This window comes from Pseudomonas sp. H1_A03 (assembly GCF_054685145.1).
Genome location: NZ_CP162829.1, coordinates 580,328 through 594,790 on the forward strand (window position 1 = coordinate 580,328; position 14,463 = coordinate 594,790).

The following is a 14,463-nucleotide window of genomic DNA, read 5'->3' on the forward strand; positions in this document are numbered from 1 at the left end:
CTGGTCGACCGCCTTCGCGAGCAAGCCCGCTCCCACATTTAATCGTGTACATCCTTTGGAATGCTGTCGAATGTGGGAGCGGGCTTGCTCGCGAAGGCGGTCTAAAGAGCATCCAATTATTGAGACTGGATAATGCTCAACCGCTCACCCACCACCATTTCGGTAATCCAGTCCACCAGGATCGAGGTGTACGCCTGCTGGGACACCGGGTCGCTGAGGGAGTGATCGGCGCCATCGATGATGCGATGGGTCAGGGAATGGGTCTGCTGGCACGCCGCGCGGTAACTCATGATGGTGGCGTGGGGCACGTGGGCATCGGTTTCCGACTCAACGATCAGCACATCACCGGTAAACGCAGAACACGCGTGCAAGGCGCGATTGGTTTCGGAGTGGACCAGCGTGCTGCGGTAATCCATCAGGTCGGCCTTATCCAGATCACGCTTGGGTTTGAGCCATTCCTGGTCGCGGTACAGCGCCGGCACGCGCAGCGCCAGCCAGCGCACCGGGCGCAGTGAGGTGAGAATGGCCGCGAGGTAGCCGCCGTAACTGGTGCCCACCACCGCCACCGCCGAGGTGTCGATGGCCGGGTGGGACAGCAATCGATCATAGGCCGCCAGCAGGTCGCGCAGGTTGTCTTCGCGGGTGACGCGAGACAGCGGAATCCCAGTGCCGGCATGGCCGCGCAGGTCGAAGGTGAGGCACACGCAGCCCAAGCCGGCGATGCCTTTGGCGCGTTCAAGATCACGCTCCTGGCTACCGCCCCAGCCGTGCACAAATAACACGCCGGGTACTTTGGATTTGGGACTCAGGAAGGTGCCGCTCATCTGTTCGTCATCGATGTCGATCGCAATGCTTTCGCTTCTAGCCGTCATAAGATTTAACCGTCACGTACTTGAGAAGAAACTCGCTGTTTTCCGCCGGCCCGCGATACACCTCAATCGCATCAGCCGGCAAGGGTTGGTCCGCGTAGGTTTCCACAGAGGACACACGGATCGCACGCAGGCCGGGGTTGTTGATAAAACTCTGCAACGCTGCGACTTCCGCGCTGCTGGCTCCGCCCATGCGCCAGGATTGTTCGAGCACGCCGCTGCGGCGTTGGCCGTCGCTGTCCAAGCCCTGGGCGATGTCGTAGTTGCGCCGCGATGCGTAGAAGCCGGGATAGGCTTCATCGGCGGCCGCGTCGAACACCTGTGCTTGTTCGATGGCTTCGCGTACGTCGTCGGGCAGTTCGAGTTGCAACAGAGCTTCGTAGCCACCCGGCACCGCCAATAGGTCGGAGCCGCCGTAGACGTCTTCGCCCTGCCCGTCTTTCGTCAGGTATTGCTCGCCGCAGTAGCTGAGCACGTGATCGCCGATGAAGCTTTGGCCGACGCTGTGGGTGATCACGTCCTGAAGGTCTTGCTCCAACACCACACCATCGCTGAAGAGCTTCGCGGCCTCAGGTCGAGCCAGCACGGCTTCGAACTCATCGAGACTGTGGATAACTTCCTGACCTCGGCCGGCGCAGGCGTGTACCGGTTTCAGGCGAATGGGTCCGCTGTAGAGCAGGCGCGTGGCTGCCGGCCGGGCGTCTTCCAGCGCGAAGACGCTCAAACCATCTAGCACGACGTTTCGCACACGTTCGCAGAATAGCGCTGACCAACCTTCGGGCGCTTTGGCTTCAGGCCCGAGCAGACCATGGCTGATGGCTTTGGTGCAGATGAAGTCGTGGTCGACGTAACCGCCCCACACATCCTCCGGCCCCTTGATATGGAGCGCACGCGCCTGGGCTGCACCGACCAGGGTTTGCGTGGGCAGCAGGTAAAGTGATCGTCCCGCATGTAGAGCCGGGTCGTAGCTGCCACCGAATTTTAGCCCGAGAATCTGTGCCAGCCAGCGCGCCAGGGCGCGGTTGGTTTCGATCTCATGCAGAGGGGCGCTTTCACGTGTGGAGTGAGCGACCACCAGCTTCTTGCGTTGAGTCGGGGTCATGCGTCCCCCTTGGCCTTCCCGCCATGTGTGTGCAAGAGAGGTTGCAGGGATCAGGCCAACGCGCTTTCGAGGCGGATGGTTGTGAAATCAAGCAGTTGCCGAAAAACCGGTGGCAGTTGGCCTGCTCCATTTTGCACGACAGCGCGTCGGCGTCGCGGCGTTCTGCACGATTCAGACGCCAAACCGTTTGCGGTAATCGCTGGGCGCCAGGCCGGTGATCTTCTTGAAGATGGCGCGAAAAGCGCTGGGGTCCTGATAGCCCACGGTCCACGCGATGTGATCAATGGTGCCGTTGGTAAACTCGAGCATTTGCCGAGCCTTGCCCACGCGCAGATGCTGACAGTATTCGGTGGGTTTCAACCCGGTGGCGTTGCGAAAGCGCCGTAGGAATGTGCGCTCCTCCAAGCCTGCCTCCAGTGCCATCGCCGTGAGGGAAACATCCACCGCACCGGTGGCCTGCAACCAGTGCTGAACCTTGAGGATGGCGGAGTCGCCGTGGCCGAGAATCGGCGCAAAGTTGCTGCCGCATTGGCTGGCGCTGTCACTGTGCTCGATCACCAGGAAACGCGCGGTATCCGCCGCAATGCTAGGGCCCATCAGGCGATCGACCAGGCGCAGGCCGAGTTCGGACCAGGCCATCAAGCCAGCGGTGGTAATAAGGTCGCCGTCATCAACGATGGGTTTATCCGCTTCAAGGCGCACGGCCGGGTAACGCGCGGCGAAGGATTTGGCGGAAGACCAATGAGTGGTGGCGCTGCGCCCATCGAGCAATCCGCTGCGCGCCAGCATGATCGAACCCATGCAGACGCCGCCCAATACGGTACCTGCGGCGTGTTGCCGGCGAAGCCATTCCAGTAGCGCAGGCGGCGCTTGTTCTTCGGTGAACTCACCAATCGACGGGGGCACCAGTACGGCCATCATGGGTTGATCAGGGCCGGGATGGCTATCGAATACGCGCACCGTTTCACCGGTAGCCTCCACCTGCCAATGGCTGATCCGCAAGAGCGGCAACTGTGCGCACTGGTGCTCGGCGGCGATGCGGTTGGCGACGCCGAACAGGTCAGTCAGGCCGTGCACGGCCGCCATCTGCGCCCCCTGGTAGATCAACACGCCCAGCTCAACCACGACCATTGTCAGTTTTCCCCCTTTTATTGTCGGTGCAGCCAATCCCAAGTGCAGGCGCCAGCTAAGATACTGGGCCCATCAACCCATCACGAGGCAACACACATGGCCAAGCAAGCGCTCATCCTAATCGATATCCAGAACGACTACTTCCCTCAAGGCAAGTGGCCACTCGACGGCGTCGAAGCCGCAGCGGACAAGGCCGTGCATGTGTTGCAGGCGTTTCGCCAGGCGGGCGATGCGGTGATTCATGTGCGTCATGAGTTCACGTCTGAGGACGCGCCGTTCTTCACACCGGGCTCCGAGGGTGCGCATCTGCATCCCAAAGTGATGAATGAAGGCAATGAGCCGGTGGTGCTTAAACATTTTGTGAATTCGTTTCGCGAGACCAACCTGCGCGCACTGCTGGAACAACGCAGCATCACCGAACTGGTGGTGGTCGGCAGCATGAGCCATATGTGCATCGATGCGGTGGTCCGGGCGGCGGCGGACCTGGGCTACAAGGTCACGGTCATTCATGACGCGTGTGCGACCCGGGACCTGGAGTTCAATGGCCAGGTGATCCCGGCTGCGCAGGTGCATGGGGCGTATATGGCGTCGCTGGCATTCGGCTATGCGGGCGTGGTGTCGGCAGATGAATATTTCAAGGCGCAAGCGGCGGCGGCATAACCGCCACGGGTCTTGGCGACGTTAGCGGGTAGCGATAATGAACAGGCGCGGAAAAGGCAGCAGCACGGTGCCATCGGCCAGGGCTGGGTAAGCCTGGGCAATCCGCGCCTGGTACTCCTGCAGGAAGGCAGCCTTCTCGCTATCGGTCAACGGCGCCAGGAAGGGTCTTAGGGCCGAGGCCTTGAACCACTCCACCACCGTAGCGTAATCCGCCAGCGGGTGCTGATAGGTGGTGCGCCACACATCGACGGTGCTGCAATGTTTGCTCAGCAGCTCGTAGTAGTAGCTCGCGGTGTGGCGTTCATTGTGTTTGACCGCGCCGATCCTGGCAGACCACGGGCCATCAGCGGCAACTTCACGGGCAAGTCGGTGGGCAGGCTCATCGAGGTTGTCCGGCGTTTGCACCGCCAGCGTGCCAGCGGGTGTCAGTTGGTGGACCAAGTGCGGGTAAAGCGTGGCGTGGTCAGGCAGCCATTGCAGCGACGCGTTGGCCAGGATCACATCGAAAGTCTGTGCGGGGTTCCAGGCGCCGATGTCCGCCAGTTCGAAGTTCAGCGCCGGTAGCCGTTGGCGTGCATCGACCAGCATGTCGTCGGAGCTGTCCATGCCGGTAACGTGCGCATGCGGGAAGCGCTCGGCCAGCACCTCGGTGGAATTGCCGGGACCGCAGCCCAGGTCGACAGCCGTACGCACCTCGGTATTCGGAATGGCCGCGACCAGGTCGCGGACGGGACGGGTGCGTTGCTGTTCAAACATCGTGTATTGCTTGGCAGACCAGGTCATCACGGCTTCCTTCTGTTTGAGGTTGGCCACAGCCTAAATCTTGTGAGCCATGAGAACAAATGCCAGGATTGGCACTCTCCCATACCTGAAAAGTATTCCTATGCTGGAGCTTCGCCAACTCAAGGCCTTCGTAGCCATCGCCGAAGAAGGTTATATCACCCGCGCTGCCGAACGCCTGGGCATGCAGCAGCCGCCGTTGACACGGATGCTGCAAAGCCTCGAAGCCGAGTTGGGCGTGGTGCTGATGGAGCGTTTGCCCCGAGGCGTGCGACCCACTACCGCCGGGCTCGCTTTACTCGACGAGGCCCGTGAACTACTCGCGCAGGCTGAAGGCATTGCGGACGTAGTGCGCCTTGCCGCACGGGGTGAGCGCGGACGGCTGGCGATCGGGTTCACTAGCTCGGCTGCACTGCATCCCTTTGTGCCGAGTGTGTTGCGGTTGTTTCGCGAAACCTATGTCGGCGTCACGGTGGTGTTGGAAGAAGCTGGCACCGGCGAACTGCTGGACGCGTTGGCGCATGAAAAACTGGACGCGGCGTTTATCCGCTCCCCCCTCAGCGGGACTCAATCGCTGCAGGACGACCCGATCCTGGTGGAGCCGATGTTGCTGGCGCTGCCCACTGATCATCCGCTGGCACTCAATGCGGGCTCTCCCCTGCCCTTGAAGGCATTGGCGAGCGAGTCCTTCGTGCTCTATCGCCGCCGCGTGGGGTTGGGCCTGTATGACGCGATTCTGGTGGCGTGCCGTGAAGCGGGGTTCAGCCCTCAGGTGGTCCAGGAAGCCCCGCGCATGACCGCGACACTCAGCCTGGTAGCGGCGGGACTTGGGGTGTCCATCGTGCCGGCGTCGATGCAACGGTTACGCGGAGACGGCATCGTGTATCGGGAACTGACGGAGTGTCAGAGCCTGGTGGCGCCACTGCATTTGGCAACGCGGATTGATGACGGATCCACAGTGTTACGCCGGTTCAAAGAGATGGTGGTGACAGCGGCCGAGGCGGACGCCTGATCACCGGTTAAGCGCTGCGTTATTTCATCCGTGTCAACGTGCTCATACAGGGATCGTCATTGAGGATGAAGTCCTCACGTAGAAATGCAAAGCCCCCGCAGTGCGGGGGCTTCAGGCCTAAACTTTACAATAAAGTCTCAGGTAAGTCCTAGAACGGGATATCGTCATCAAAGCTGTCGAAATCCGGGGCCGGTTGCGGAGCAGCCTGTTGTGGAGGCGGCGCCTGGCGCGACTGTTGCGGTGCCGACTGCTGCGGACGCGGAGCCTGCTGGCGTGGGGCCGGAGCGGACTGCTGGTAGTTATTGCCCCCGCCTTGCTGGTCGCCCTGCTGTGGACGGCCGCCCAGCAGTTGCATGGTGCCTTGCATGTCGACCACGATTTCAGTGGTGTAACGCTTGATGCCGTCTTTTTCCCACTCACGGGTTTGCAGCTTGCCTTCGATGTACACCTGCGAACCTTTGCGCAGGTACTCACCAGCAATCTCTGCAACCTTGCCGAACATCGACACACGGTGCCATTCGGTTTTTTCGACCTTCTGGCCAGTCTGCTTGTCGGTCCACTGTTCGCTGGTCGCCAGACTCAGGTTGGTCACGGCGTTACCGTTAGGCAAGTAGCGAACCTCGGGATCCTGGCCGCATGTACCGACCAATATGACTTTGTTAACCCCACGGGCCATAACGTTCTCCTAAGCTGGGCGCGCTGTCGGCACTGGGTTGACCAGTTGCTCGAGCGTCGCGCGATCCAATAATTCGGTGTCCAATTTGATGTAAATGGCTGCTTCTTCAGCAATCACGACTGCATCGGTTACCCCTACGACGGCCTTCAGGCGCTCTACCAGACCGCTTTCACGGATCGCCTCGGGCGATAGCGGCAAACGCAGACTTGTGACGTAGGGAGGTTCGCGCATGGTAACAGCAAAGGCTAGCCAAAGTGCAGCCAGCCCGGCGCATCCCAGGAAGACAACCGACAAACCGCCATGCTGGAACATCCAGCCACCCATGATGCCGCCCAGTGCAGAACCCAGGAACTGGCTGGTGGAATACACCCCCATGGCCGTCCCTTTGCCGCCGGCCGGTGAAACCTTACTGATCAGCGAAGGCAACGAAGCCTCCAGCAGGTTGAACGCGGTGAAAAACACCACCGTGCCGATTACCAGCGCCCGCAGGCTGTCGCCGAACTGCCAGAAGAATAGCTCAGTGAGCATCAACGTCGCGACGGCGCCCAAGAGAACTCGTTTCATTTTGCGTTTCTTCTCGCCATAAATGATGAACGGGATCATGGCGAAGAACGAAATCAACAGCGCGGTGAGGTAGACCCACCAGTGCTGTTCCTTGGGCAACCCGGCTTTTTCCACCAGCGCCAGGGGCAAGGCGACGAAGCTACACATGAGCATGGCGTGTAATACGAAGATACCTAAATCCAGGCGCAGCAGGTCCGGATGCTTGAGTGTCGGCAATAAAGCCTTGCGCGCGACGCCCGACTCGCGGTGCTGCAACGTGCCGGTGGAGCGCGGCACCATAAAGGCTACGATCACGATACCGAACAGCGCCATGCCGCCGGTGGCCAGGAACAGCCCGTGCAGGCCGAACGCGCGCGTCAGCAGGGGGCCGACGACCATGGCCACGGCGAACGACAGGCCGATGGTCATGCCGATCATGGCCATGGCCTTGGTGCGGTGTTGTTCACGGGTCAGGTCTGACAGCAGCGCCATGACCGCGGCGGAAATCGCACCGGCCCCTTGCAGGATGCGTCCGGCAATCACGCCCCATATCGAATCCGATTGCGCCGCGAGCACACTGCCGAGAGCGAACACGATCAGACCCAGATAGATCACCGGACGGCGGCCGATGCGGTCAGAAATGATCCCGAACGGAATCTGAAAAATCGCCTGGGTCAGGCCATACGCGCCAATGGCCAGGCCGATCAATGCCGGGGTCGCGCCTGCGAGGTCCATCCCATAGGTCGCCAGCACTGGCAACACCATAAACATGCCCAGCATACGGAAGGCGAACACCAGGGCCAGACCGCTTGCCGCTCGGGTCTCGCCGCTACTCATGCGTTCGCTGTGGGGATCGTGCATGGAAAAACCTCGTGTGAACCGGCGGCGATTCTACCAGTCCCATCGATTGAGAGGGTATATGCGGCGCTTTGCCGCGCAGCTTTCATCTAAGGCTGCAAGCGGCCTTTTGACAGTGTATATTCATCCAGTCTTTAGCCGTATACTCCGGCATTATTTACGCCCGCCGTGCGAGGCCATCTTGGACAAGATCCTGATTCGTGGGGCTAGAACCCACAACCTGAAGAACATCGACCTGACCCTGCCACGGGACAAACTGATTGTCATCACCGGCTTGTCCGGGTCCGGCAAATCGTCGCTGGCGTTTGACACGCTGTATGCCGAAGGCCAGCGTCGCTATGTGGAATCGCTGTCGGCCTATGCCCGCCAGTTCCTGTCGATGATGGAAAAGCCCGACGTCGACACCATTGAAGGCCTGTCGCCGGCAATTTCCATCGAGCAAAAATCGACTTCCCATAACCCGCGCTCCACCGTGGGCACCATTACCGAAATCTACGACTACCTGCGTCTGCTGTACGCACGCGTGGGTATTCCGCGCTGCCCGGACCACGATATTCCCCTGGAAGCCCAGACCGTCAGCCAGATGGTCGACCTGGTGCTCGCCCAGCCGGAAGGCGCCAAGCTGATGCTGCTGGCACCAGTGATTCGTGAGCGCAAGGGCGAACACCTTTCCGTCTTCGAAGAACTGCGTGCGCAAGGCTTTGTGCGGGCGCGAATCAACGGCAAGCTCTACGAGCTGGACGAAGCGCCGAAGCTCGACAAGCAGAAGAAGCACTCGATTGATGTGGTAGTCGACCGCTTCAAGGTGCGGGCAGACCTGCAGCAGCGCCTTGCGGAATCCTTCGAAACCGCGTTGAAGCTGGCCGACGGCATTGCCTTGGTGGCCCCGATGGATGACGAGCAGGGCGAAGAGATCATCTTTTCCGCGCGCTTTGCTTGCCCGATCTGCGGGCATGCCATCAGTGAGCTGGAACCCAAGCTGTTCTCCTTCAACAACCCGGCCGGCGCGTGCCCGACCTGTGATGGCCTGGGCGTGAAGCAGTTCTTCGACATCAAGCGTCTGGTCAATGGTGACTTGACGCTGGCGGAGGGCGCGATACGTGGCTGGGACAGGCGTAACGTCTACTACTTCCAGATGCTGGGGTCGCTGGCGTCGCACTATAAGTTCAGCCTCGAAGTACCTTTCAACGAACTGCCGGCCGAACAGCAGAAAGTCATCCTGCACGGCAGCGGCTCGCAGAACGTCGACTTCAAGTACCTGAATGACCGGGGCGATATCGTCAAGCGCTCCCACCCGTTCGAAGGCATTGTGCCGAATCTCGAGCGTCGCTACCGCGAAACCGAATCGGCGAGCGTGCGTGAAGAACTGGCTAAATTCCTCAGCACCCAGCCTTGCCCGGATTGCCGTGGCACACGCCTGCGTCGAGAGGCGCGGCATGTGTGGGTGGGCGAGAAGACGTTGCCTGCGGTGACCAACCTGCCAATCGGTGATGCCTGCGAGTACTTTGGTGTGCTCAAGTTGACGGGGCGCCGTGGGGAAATCGCCGACAAGATTCTCAAGGAAATTCGCGAGCGGTTGCAGTTCCTGGTCAACGTTGGCCTGGACTACCTGTCTCTGGACCGAAGTGCCGACACGTTGTCTGGCGGTGAAGCCCAGCGGATTCGCTTGGCCAGCCAGATTGGTGCCGGCCTCGTGGGTGTACTGTACATCCTCGATGAGCCGTCGATTGGCTTGCACCAACGCGACAACGATCGTCTGCTGGGCACGCTGAAACACCTTCGGGATATCGGCAACACGGTGATCGTGGTCGAGCACGATGAAGATGCGATTCGCCTGGCCGACTATGTGGTTGATATCGGCCCGGGCGCGGGTGTGCATGGCGGGCATATTGTTGCCGAAGGTACGCCTGCCGAGGTCATGGCCCATCCGGACTCGCTGACCGGCAAGTACTTGTCTGGCCGTGTGAAAATTGCCGTGCCGGCTAAACGCACACCGCGCAACAAGAAGCAGGCGCTGCACCTCAAGGGCGCGCGTGGCAATAACTTGCGCAATGTCGACCTGGAAATTCCGCTGGGCCTGTTGACCTGCGTGACCGGTGTTTCCGGCTCGGGCAAGTCGACACTGATCAACAACACGCTGTTCCCCTTGAGTGCCACCGCCTTGAACGGCGCGACTACGCTGGAAGCGGCTGCTCACGACAGCATCAAGGGTCTGGAGCTGCTGGACAAAGTCGTCGATATCGACCAGAGCCCTATTGGCCGCACGCCGCGCTCCAACCCGGCGACCTACACAGGGTTGTTCACACCCATTCGTGAGCTGTTTGCCGGCGTCCCGGAGTCCCGCTCGCGGGGTTACGGGCCGGGCCGGTTCTCGTTCAACGTCAAGGGCGGTCGCTGTGAAGCGTGCCAGGGCGATGGTTTGATCAAGGTGGAGATGCACTTCCTCCCGGACATCTACGTGCCGTGCGATGTGTGCAAGAGCAAGCGCTATAACCGCGAGACCCTGGAGATCAAATACAAGGGCAAAAGCATCCACGAAACCCTGGAGATGACCATCGAGGAAGCGCGGGTATTCTTTGACGCGGTTCCGGCGTTGGCGCGCAAGCTGCAGACATTGATGGATGTGGGCCTGTCGTATATCAAACTGGGGCAATCGGCGACTACGCTGTCCGGTGGTGAGGCGCAACGGGTGAAGCTGTCCCGCGAGCTGTCCAAGCGCGACACGGGCAAGACCCTGTACATCCTCGATGAGCCGACCACCGGCCTGCACTTTGCGGATATCCAGCAACTGTTGGACGTGTTGCACCGCCTGCGCGACCACGGCAACACCGTGGTGGTGATCGAGCACAACCTGGATGTGATCAAGACCGCCGACTGGTTGGTGGACCTGGGGCCTGAAGGTGGTTCCAAGGGTGGCCAGATCATCGCGGTGGGCACACCGGAGCAGGTCTCCGAAATGCCGCAGTCACACACCGGCTATTACTTGAAGCCGTTGTTGGCGCGCGACCGGGCCTGAGTTTTTCGGGCCCAATGAAAAGCCCCTGTCACTTTGCGGTGACAGGGGCTTTTTTGTAGCCGGGAATCAGAACTGCGATTGCAGGTAATTCTCCAAGCCGACCAGCTTGATCAAGCCCAACTGCTTTTCAAGCCAGTAGGTATGATCTTCTTCGGTGTCATTCAACTGCACCCGCAGGATTTCCCGGGTGACATAGTCGTTGTGCTGCTCGCAGAGCTCGATGCCTTTGCAGAGCGCGGCACGGACCTTGTACTCGAGGCGCAGGTCGGCAGCGAGCATGTCAGGTACCGTAGTGCCCACATCCAGATCATCGGGACGCATACGTGGCGTGCCTTCGAGCATTAGGATACGGCGCATCAGTGCGTCGGCGTGCTGTGCCTCTTCTTCCATCTCGTGGTTGATACGCTCGTAGAGCTCGGTAAAACCCCAGTCTTCGTACATGCGCGAGTGGATGAAATATTGGTCACGAGCAGCCAGTTCGCCCGTCAGCAACGTGTTGAGGTAATCGATTACGTCGGGGTGACCTTGCATCGCCCTACATCTCCCTGCTTGAAAGTCTGTAGTTTGAACCATGATGACCCGGAGGTCACGGGACCAACGGCAGAAAAGTGAAGATTTCCCGAGAAAAGTAGCTGAAATAACGCAAAAACCGCCCAAATGAGGGCGGTTCTGCTTATCGTTTAGAGTTAGTTAAGCGATACACCCAGTGCCTTTGCGATTGCTTCTCCATAAGCAGGATCTGCTTTGTAGAAATGCTGCAGCTGGCGCTGAACCACATCACTGGAAACGCCACCCATTGCACCGGCGATGTTGTTGGTGAGCAACGCTTTCTGCTCATCGTTCATCAGGCGGAACAGTGCACCTGCGTGGCTGTAGTAATCGGTGTCTTCCCGGTGATCATAACGGTCAGCAGCACCGCTCAATGCCAACGCAGGCTCCGCGTATTGTGGTGCTTGCTTCGGCGCATCTGCGTAGCTGTTCGGCTCGTAGTTGGGCCCCGCGCCACCGTTGCTGCCAAATGCCATCGAACCATCACGCTGGTAGCTGTTCACCTGGTTACGTGGGGCATTCACCGGCAGTTGCTGGTGATTGGTGCCGACGCGGTAACGGTGAGCATCTGCGTATGCGAACACACGACCTTGCAGCATACGGTCTGGCGACAGGCCTACACCCGGCACCATGTTGCTCGGGCCGAACGCAGCCTGCTCCACTTCAGCGAAGTAGTTCTGCGGATTGCGGTTGAGTTCGAGCTCGCCAACTTCGATTAACGGGAACTCCTTCTGCGACCAGGTCTTGGTCACGTCAAAGGGGTTCTCGTAGTGAGCATTAGCCTGGGCCTCGGTCATGATCTGGATGCAGACCCGCCATTTCGGGAAATCACCGCGCTCAATCGCGCCGAACAGATCGCGCTGGGCGTAATCCGGATCGGTACCGGCCAGGCGCGCGGCCTCAGCCGGCGCCAAGTTCTTGATGCCTTGCTTAGTCTTGTAGTGCCACTTCACCCAGTGGCGCTCGCCATTGGCGTTAATCAGGCTGTAGGTGTGACTGCCGAAGCCGTGCATGTGGCGATAGCCATCAGGGATGCCACGGTCCGAAAACAGAATGGTGACCTGGTGCAGTGCCTCCGGAGAGTGCGACCAGAAGTCCCACATCATCTGAGCGCTTTTGAGATTGCTTTGCGGCAGGCGCTTCTGGGTGTGGATGAAGTCCGGAAACTTTAAAGGATCGCGAATGAAAAACACTGGGGTGTTGTTACCCACGATGTCCCAGTTGCCTTCTTCGGTGTAGAACTTCAAGGCGAAGCCACGTGGATCGCGCTCGGTATCAGCCGAACCACGCTCTCCGCCTACGGTGGAGAACCGCAAAAAGGTTGGGGTTTGCTTGCCGACGGATTCAAACAGCTTGGCGCTGGTGTATTGCGTGATGTCTTGGGTGACGGTGAAAGTGCCAAAGGCACCCGAACCCTTGGCGTGTACGCGACGCTCCGGAATGTTTTCACGGTTGAAGTGCGCGAGCTTCTCGATCAGGTGGAAATCGTCGAGCAGCAATGGGCCACGTGGACCGGCGGAACGGGAATTCTGATTGTCCGCAACGGGCGCGCCGCTGGCGGTGGTAAGGATTTTATTCTGGCTCATGCAATCTTCCTCAGGTCGGACTTGGAACTGCCGGCTAGTCGGCTTGGAGGGAGTATTGATCATCGATATGACGCCTACAAATTCATTAAATTGTCGGCATCGATAGAAAATAACTACCAACCTCCCCAGAGGCATATTGCCAAGCACAATCCGTGGACGCTTGTACAAATCACGCTTTTATTACGCGCACAAAAAACCGGGCACTAGGCCCGGTTCTTCGTTACAGCTTGTCGTCTTACTCGGCGCTTACAGCTTCGCCGGCAGTAGCACGATCAACCAACTCGACGTACGCCATTGGCGCGTTGTCGCCAGTACGGAAGCCGCACTTGAGGATGCGCAGGTAGCCACCCTCACGGGTAGCGTAACGCTTGCCCAGGTCGTTGAAGAGCTTACCAACGATAGCTTTCGAACGAGTACGGTCGAAAACCAAACGGCGGTTAGCCAGGCTGTCTGTCTTAGCCAAAGTGATCAGCGGCTCAGCAACGCGACGCAGTTCTTTAGCTTTTGGCAGTGTAGTTTTGATCAGCTCGTGCTCGAACAGCGACACCGCCATGTTTTGAAACATGGCCTTGCGGTGCGAGCTGGTACGGCTCAGGTGACGACCACTTTTACGATGACGCATGGTTCATTCCTTACCAAACTCACGTTCGGTGATTACGACGATCAGGCAGTCGCCTTGTCGTCCTTCTTAAGACTTGCAGGCGGCCAGTTGTCGAGGCGCATGCCGAGGGACAGACCGCGGGAGGCCAGAACGTCCTTGATTTCAGTCAAGGATTTCTTGCCCAGGTTCGGAGTCTTCAACAGTTCTACTTCGGTGCGCTGAATCAGGTCACCGATGTAGTAAATGTTTTCCGCCTTAAGGCAGTTAGCCGAACGTACAGTCAGTTCCAGATCGTCAACCGGGCGAAGCAGGATCGGATCGATCTCGTCTTCCTGCTCGATTACCACTGGTTCGCTGTCACCTTTGAGGTCGACGAACGCAGCCAACTGCTGTTGCAGAATGGTTGCAGCGCGGCGGATAGCCTCTTCAGGATCCAGAGTACCGTTGGTTTCCAGATCAATAACCAGCTTGTCCAGGTTAGTACGCTGCTCGACACGGGCGTTTTCCACCACGTATGCGATACGGCGAACCGGGCTGAACGAAGAGTCAAGCTGCAAGCGACCAATGCTGCGGCTTTCATCTTCATCGCTCTGACGCGAGTCGGCCGGTTCATAACCACGACCACGAGCTACAGTGAGCTTCATGTTCAGGGCGCCGTTAGACGCCAGGTTAGCGATTACGTGATCGGGATTAACGATCTCGACATCATGATCCAGCTGAATATCGGCAGCGGTAACCACCCCCGAACCCTTCTTCGACAAGGTCAGCGTAACTTCGTCACGGCCGTGCAGCTTGATAGCCAGACCTTTAAGGTTCAACAGGATTTCAATTACGTCTTCCTGTACACCTTCGATGGCGCTGTACTCGTGGAGCACACCGTCAATCTCGGCCTCGACTACTGCACAGCCGGGCATTGAGGACAACAGGATGCGGCGCAGCGCGTTGCCCAGGGTGTGGCCAAAACCACGCTCGAGAGGCTCGAGCGTGATCTTGGCGCGGGTTGGACTGACAACCTGCACATCAATGTGGCGGGGTGTCAGGAACTCATTTACCGAAATCTGCATGGATGCACCTATTTTC

13 protein-coding genes are annotated in these 14,463 nt (G+C 59.3%); 3 read left to right on the forward strand and 10 right to left on the reverse strand.

Annotation, left to right across the window (positions count from 1 at the left end; translation table 11 throughout):
- Positions 1-116: 116 nt before the first annotated feature.
- The 3 genes from AB4O35_RS02700 to AB4O35_RS02710 form a co-directional block, all read right to left on the reverse strand.
- Positions 117-872, reverse strand: a complete 756-nt coding sequence (locus AB4O35_RS02700) for an alpha/beta hydrolase family protein (RefSeq protein ID WP_065872581.1) — start codon at positions 870-872, stop codon at positions 117-119.
- A complete protein-coding gene (locus tag AB4O35_RS02705) occupies positions 862-1,971 on the reverse strand; it encodes a DUF3182 family protein (RefSeq protein ID WP_065879553.1) in 1,110 nt (369 codons plus the stop codon). The genes AB4O35_RS02700 and AB4O35_RS02705 overlap by 11 nt, the downstream gene beginning before the upstream one ends.
- 171 nt (positions 1,972-2,142) lie before the next feature.
- Complete coding sequence (locus AB4O35_RS02710) at positions 2,143-3,102, reverse strand: GlxA family transcriptional regulator (RefSeq protein WP_065879554.1); 960 nt, start codon at positions 3,100-3,102, stop codon at positions 2,143-2,145.
- A gap of 96 nt (positions 3,103-3,198) precedes the next feature.
- Here AB4O35_RS02710 and AB4O35_RS02715 point away from each other — a divergent pair, with 96 nt between their 5' ends.
- Positions 3,199-3,762 (forward strand): cysteine hydrolase family protein, encoded by a 564-nt coding sequence (locus AB4O35_RS02715; protein WP_065879555.1) that lies wholly within the window; start codon positions 3,199-3,201, stop codon positions 3,760-3,762.
- A 21-nt stretch (positions 3,763-3,783) separates the two neighbouring features.
- On the opposite strand, the gene tam is transcribed toward AB4O35_RS02715, so the two are convergent.
- Complete coding sequence (tam, locus tag AB4O35_RS02720) at positions 3,784-4,545, reverse strand: trans-aconitate 2-methyltransferase (protein WP_065872592.1); 762 nt, start codon at positions 4,543-4,545, stop codon at positions 3,784-3,786.
- 100 nt (positions 4,546-4,645) lie between these two features.
- Here tam and AB4O35_RS02725 point away from each other — a divergent pair, with 100 nt between their 5' ends.
- Positions 4,646-5,554, forward strand: a complete 909-nt coding sequence (locus tag AB4O35_RS02725) for a LysR family transcriptional regulator (RefSeq protein ID WP_065879556.1) — start codon at positions 4,646-4,648, stop codon at positions 5,552-5,554.
- Positions 5,555-5,702: 148 nt separating this feature from the next.
- Here AB4O35_RS02725 and AB4O35_RS02730 read toward each other — a convergent pair whose 3' ends face one another.
- Both AB4O35_RS02730 and AB4O35_RS02735 read right to left on the reverse strand, forming a co-directional pair.
- Positions 5,703-6,230, reverse strand: coding sequence for a single-stranded DNA-binding protein (locus AB4O35_RS02730; protein WP_010467282.1), 528 nt, complete (start codon positions 6,228-6,230; stop codon positions 5,703-5,705).
- A 9-nt stretch (positions 6,231-6,239) separates the two neighbouring features.
- Complete coding sequence (locus AB4O35_RS02735; RefSeq protein WP_065879557.1) at positions 6,240-7,634, reverse strand: MFS transporter; 1,395 nt, start codon at positions 7,632-7,634, stop codon at positions 6,240-6,242.
- Positions 7,635-7,812: 178 nt separating this feature from the next.
- Between AB4O35_RS02735 and uvrA the strand changes: the two genes are divergently transcribed.
- Positions 7,813-10,647, forward strand: coding sequence for an excinuclease ABC subunit UvrA (gene uvrA / locus AB4O35_RS02740; RefSeq protein WP_065879558.1), 2,835 nt, complete (start codon positions 7,813-7,815; stop codon positions 10,645-10,647).
- A gap of 66 nt (positions 10,648-10,713) precedes the next feature.
- On the opposite strand, the gene bfr is transcribed toward uvrA, so the two are convergent.
- From bfr to AB4O35_RS02760, 4 genes are all read right to left on the reverse strand, one after another.
- On the reverse strand, positions 10,714-11,178 hold the full coding sequence (gene bfr / locus AB4O35_RS02745; RefSeq protein ID WP_015886133.1) for a bacterioferritin: 465 nt from the start codon (positions 11,176-11,178) through the stop codon (positions 10,714-10,716).
- Positions 11,179-11,333: 155 nt separating this feature from the next.
- The gene (locus AB4O35_RS02750; protein WP_065872586.1) at positions 11,334-12,782 is read right to left on the reverse strand and encodes a catalase; all 1,449 of its coding nucleotides are present in this window, start codon (positions 12,780-12,782) and stop codon (positions 11,334-11,336) included.
- 235 nt (positions 12,783-13,017) lie between these two features.
- Positions 13,018-13,404 (reverse strand): 50S ribosomal protein L17, encoded by a 387-nt coding sequence (gene rplQ, locus AB4O35_RS02755; protein WP_017135967.1) that lies wholly within the window; start codon positions 13,402-13,404, stop codon positions 13,018-13,020.
- Between the two features lie 41 nt (positions 13,405-13,445).
- A complete protein-coding gene (locus tag AB4O35_RS02760; RefSeq protein ID WP_003176403.1) occupies positions 13,446-14,447 on the reverse strand; it encodes a DNA-directed RNA polymerase subunit alpha in 1,002 nt (333 codons plus the stop codon).
- Between the last annotated feature and the right edge of the window lie 16 nt (positions 14,448-14,463).

What these genes read in the sequence shown, in the direction of transcription:
- AB4O35_RS02700 (WP_065872581.1), bottom strand. Translation starts at nt 872, where the DNA reads ATGACGGCTAGAAGCGAAAGCATTGCGATCGACATCGATGACGAACAG.
- AB4O35_RS02705 (WP_065879553.1), bottom strand. Translation starts at nt 1,971, where the DNA reads ATGACCCCGACTCAACGCAAGAAGCTGGTGGTCGCTCACTCCACACGT.
- AB4O35_RS02710 (WP_065879554.1), bottom strand. Translation starts at nt 3,102, where the DNA reads ATGGTCGTGGTTGAGCTGGGCGTGTTGATCTACCAGGGGGCGCAGATG.
- AB4O35_RS02715 (WP_065879555.1), top strand. Translation starts at nt 3,199, where the DNA reads ATGGCCAAGCAAGCGCTCATCCTAATCGATATCCAGAACGACTACTTC.
- tam (WP_065872592.1), bottom strand. Translation starts at nt 4,545, where the DNA reads ATGACCTGGTCTGCCAAGCAATACACGATGTTTGAACAGCAACGCACC.
- AB4O35_RS02725 (WP_065879556.1), top strand. Translation starts at nt 4,646, where the DNA reads ATGCTGGAGCTTCGCCAACTCAAGGCCTTCGTAGCCATCGCCGAAGAA.
- AB4O35_RS02730 (WP_010467282.1), bottom strand. Translation starts at nt 6,230, where the DNA reads ATGGCCCGTGGGGTTAACAAAGTCATATTGGTCGGTACATGCGGCCAG.
- AB4O35_RS02735 (WP_065879557.1), bottom strand. Translation starts at nt 7,634, where the DNA reads ATGCACGATCCCCACAGCGAACGCATGAGTAGCGGCGAGACCCGAGCG.
- bfr (WP_015886133.1), bottom strand. Translation starts at nt 11,178, where the DNA reads ATGCAAGGTCACCCCGACGTAATCGATTACCTCAACACGTTGCTGACG.
- AB4O35_RS02750 (WP_065872586.1), bottom strand. Translation starts at nt 12,782, where the DNA reads ATGAGCCAGAATAAAATCCTTACCACCGCCAGCGGCGCGCCCGTTGCG.
- rplQ (WP_017135967.1), bottom strand. Translation starts at nt 13,404, where the DNA reads ATGCGTCATCGTAAAAGTGGTCGTCACCTGAGCCGTACCAGCTCGCAC.
- AB4O35_RS02760 (WP_003176403.1), bottom strand. Translation starts at nt 14,447, where the DNA reads ATGCAGATTTCGGTAAATGAGTTCCTGACACCCCGCCACATTGATGTG.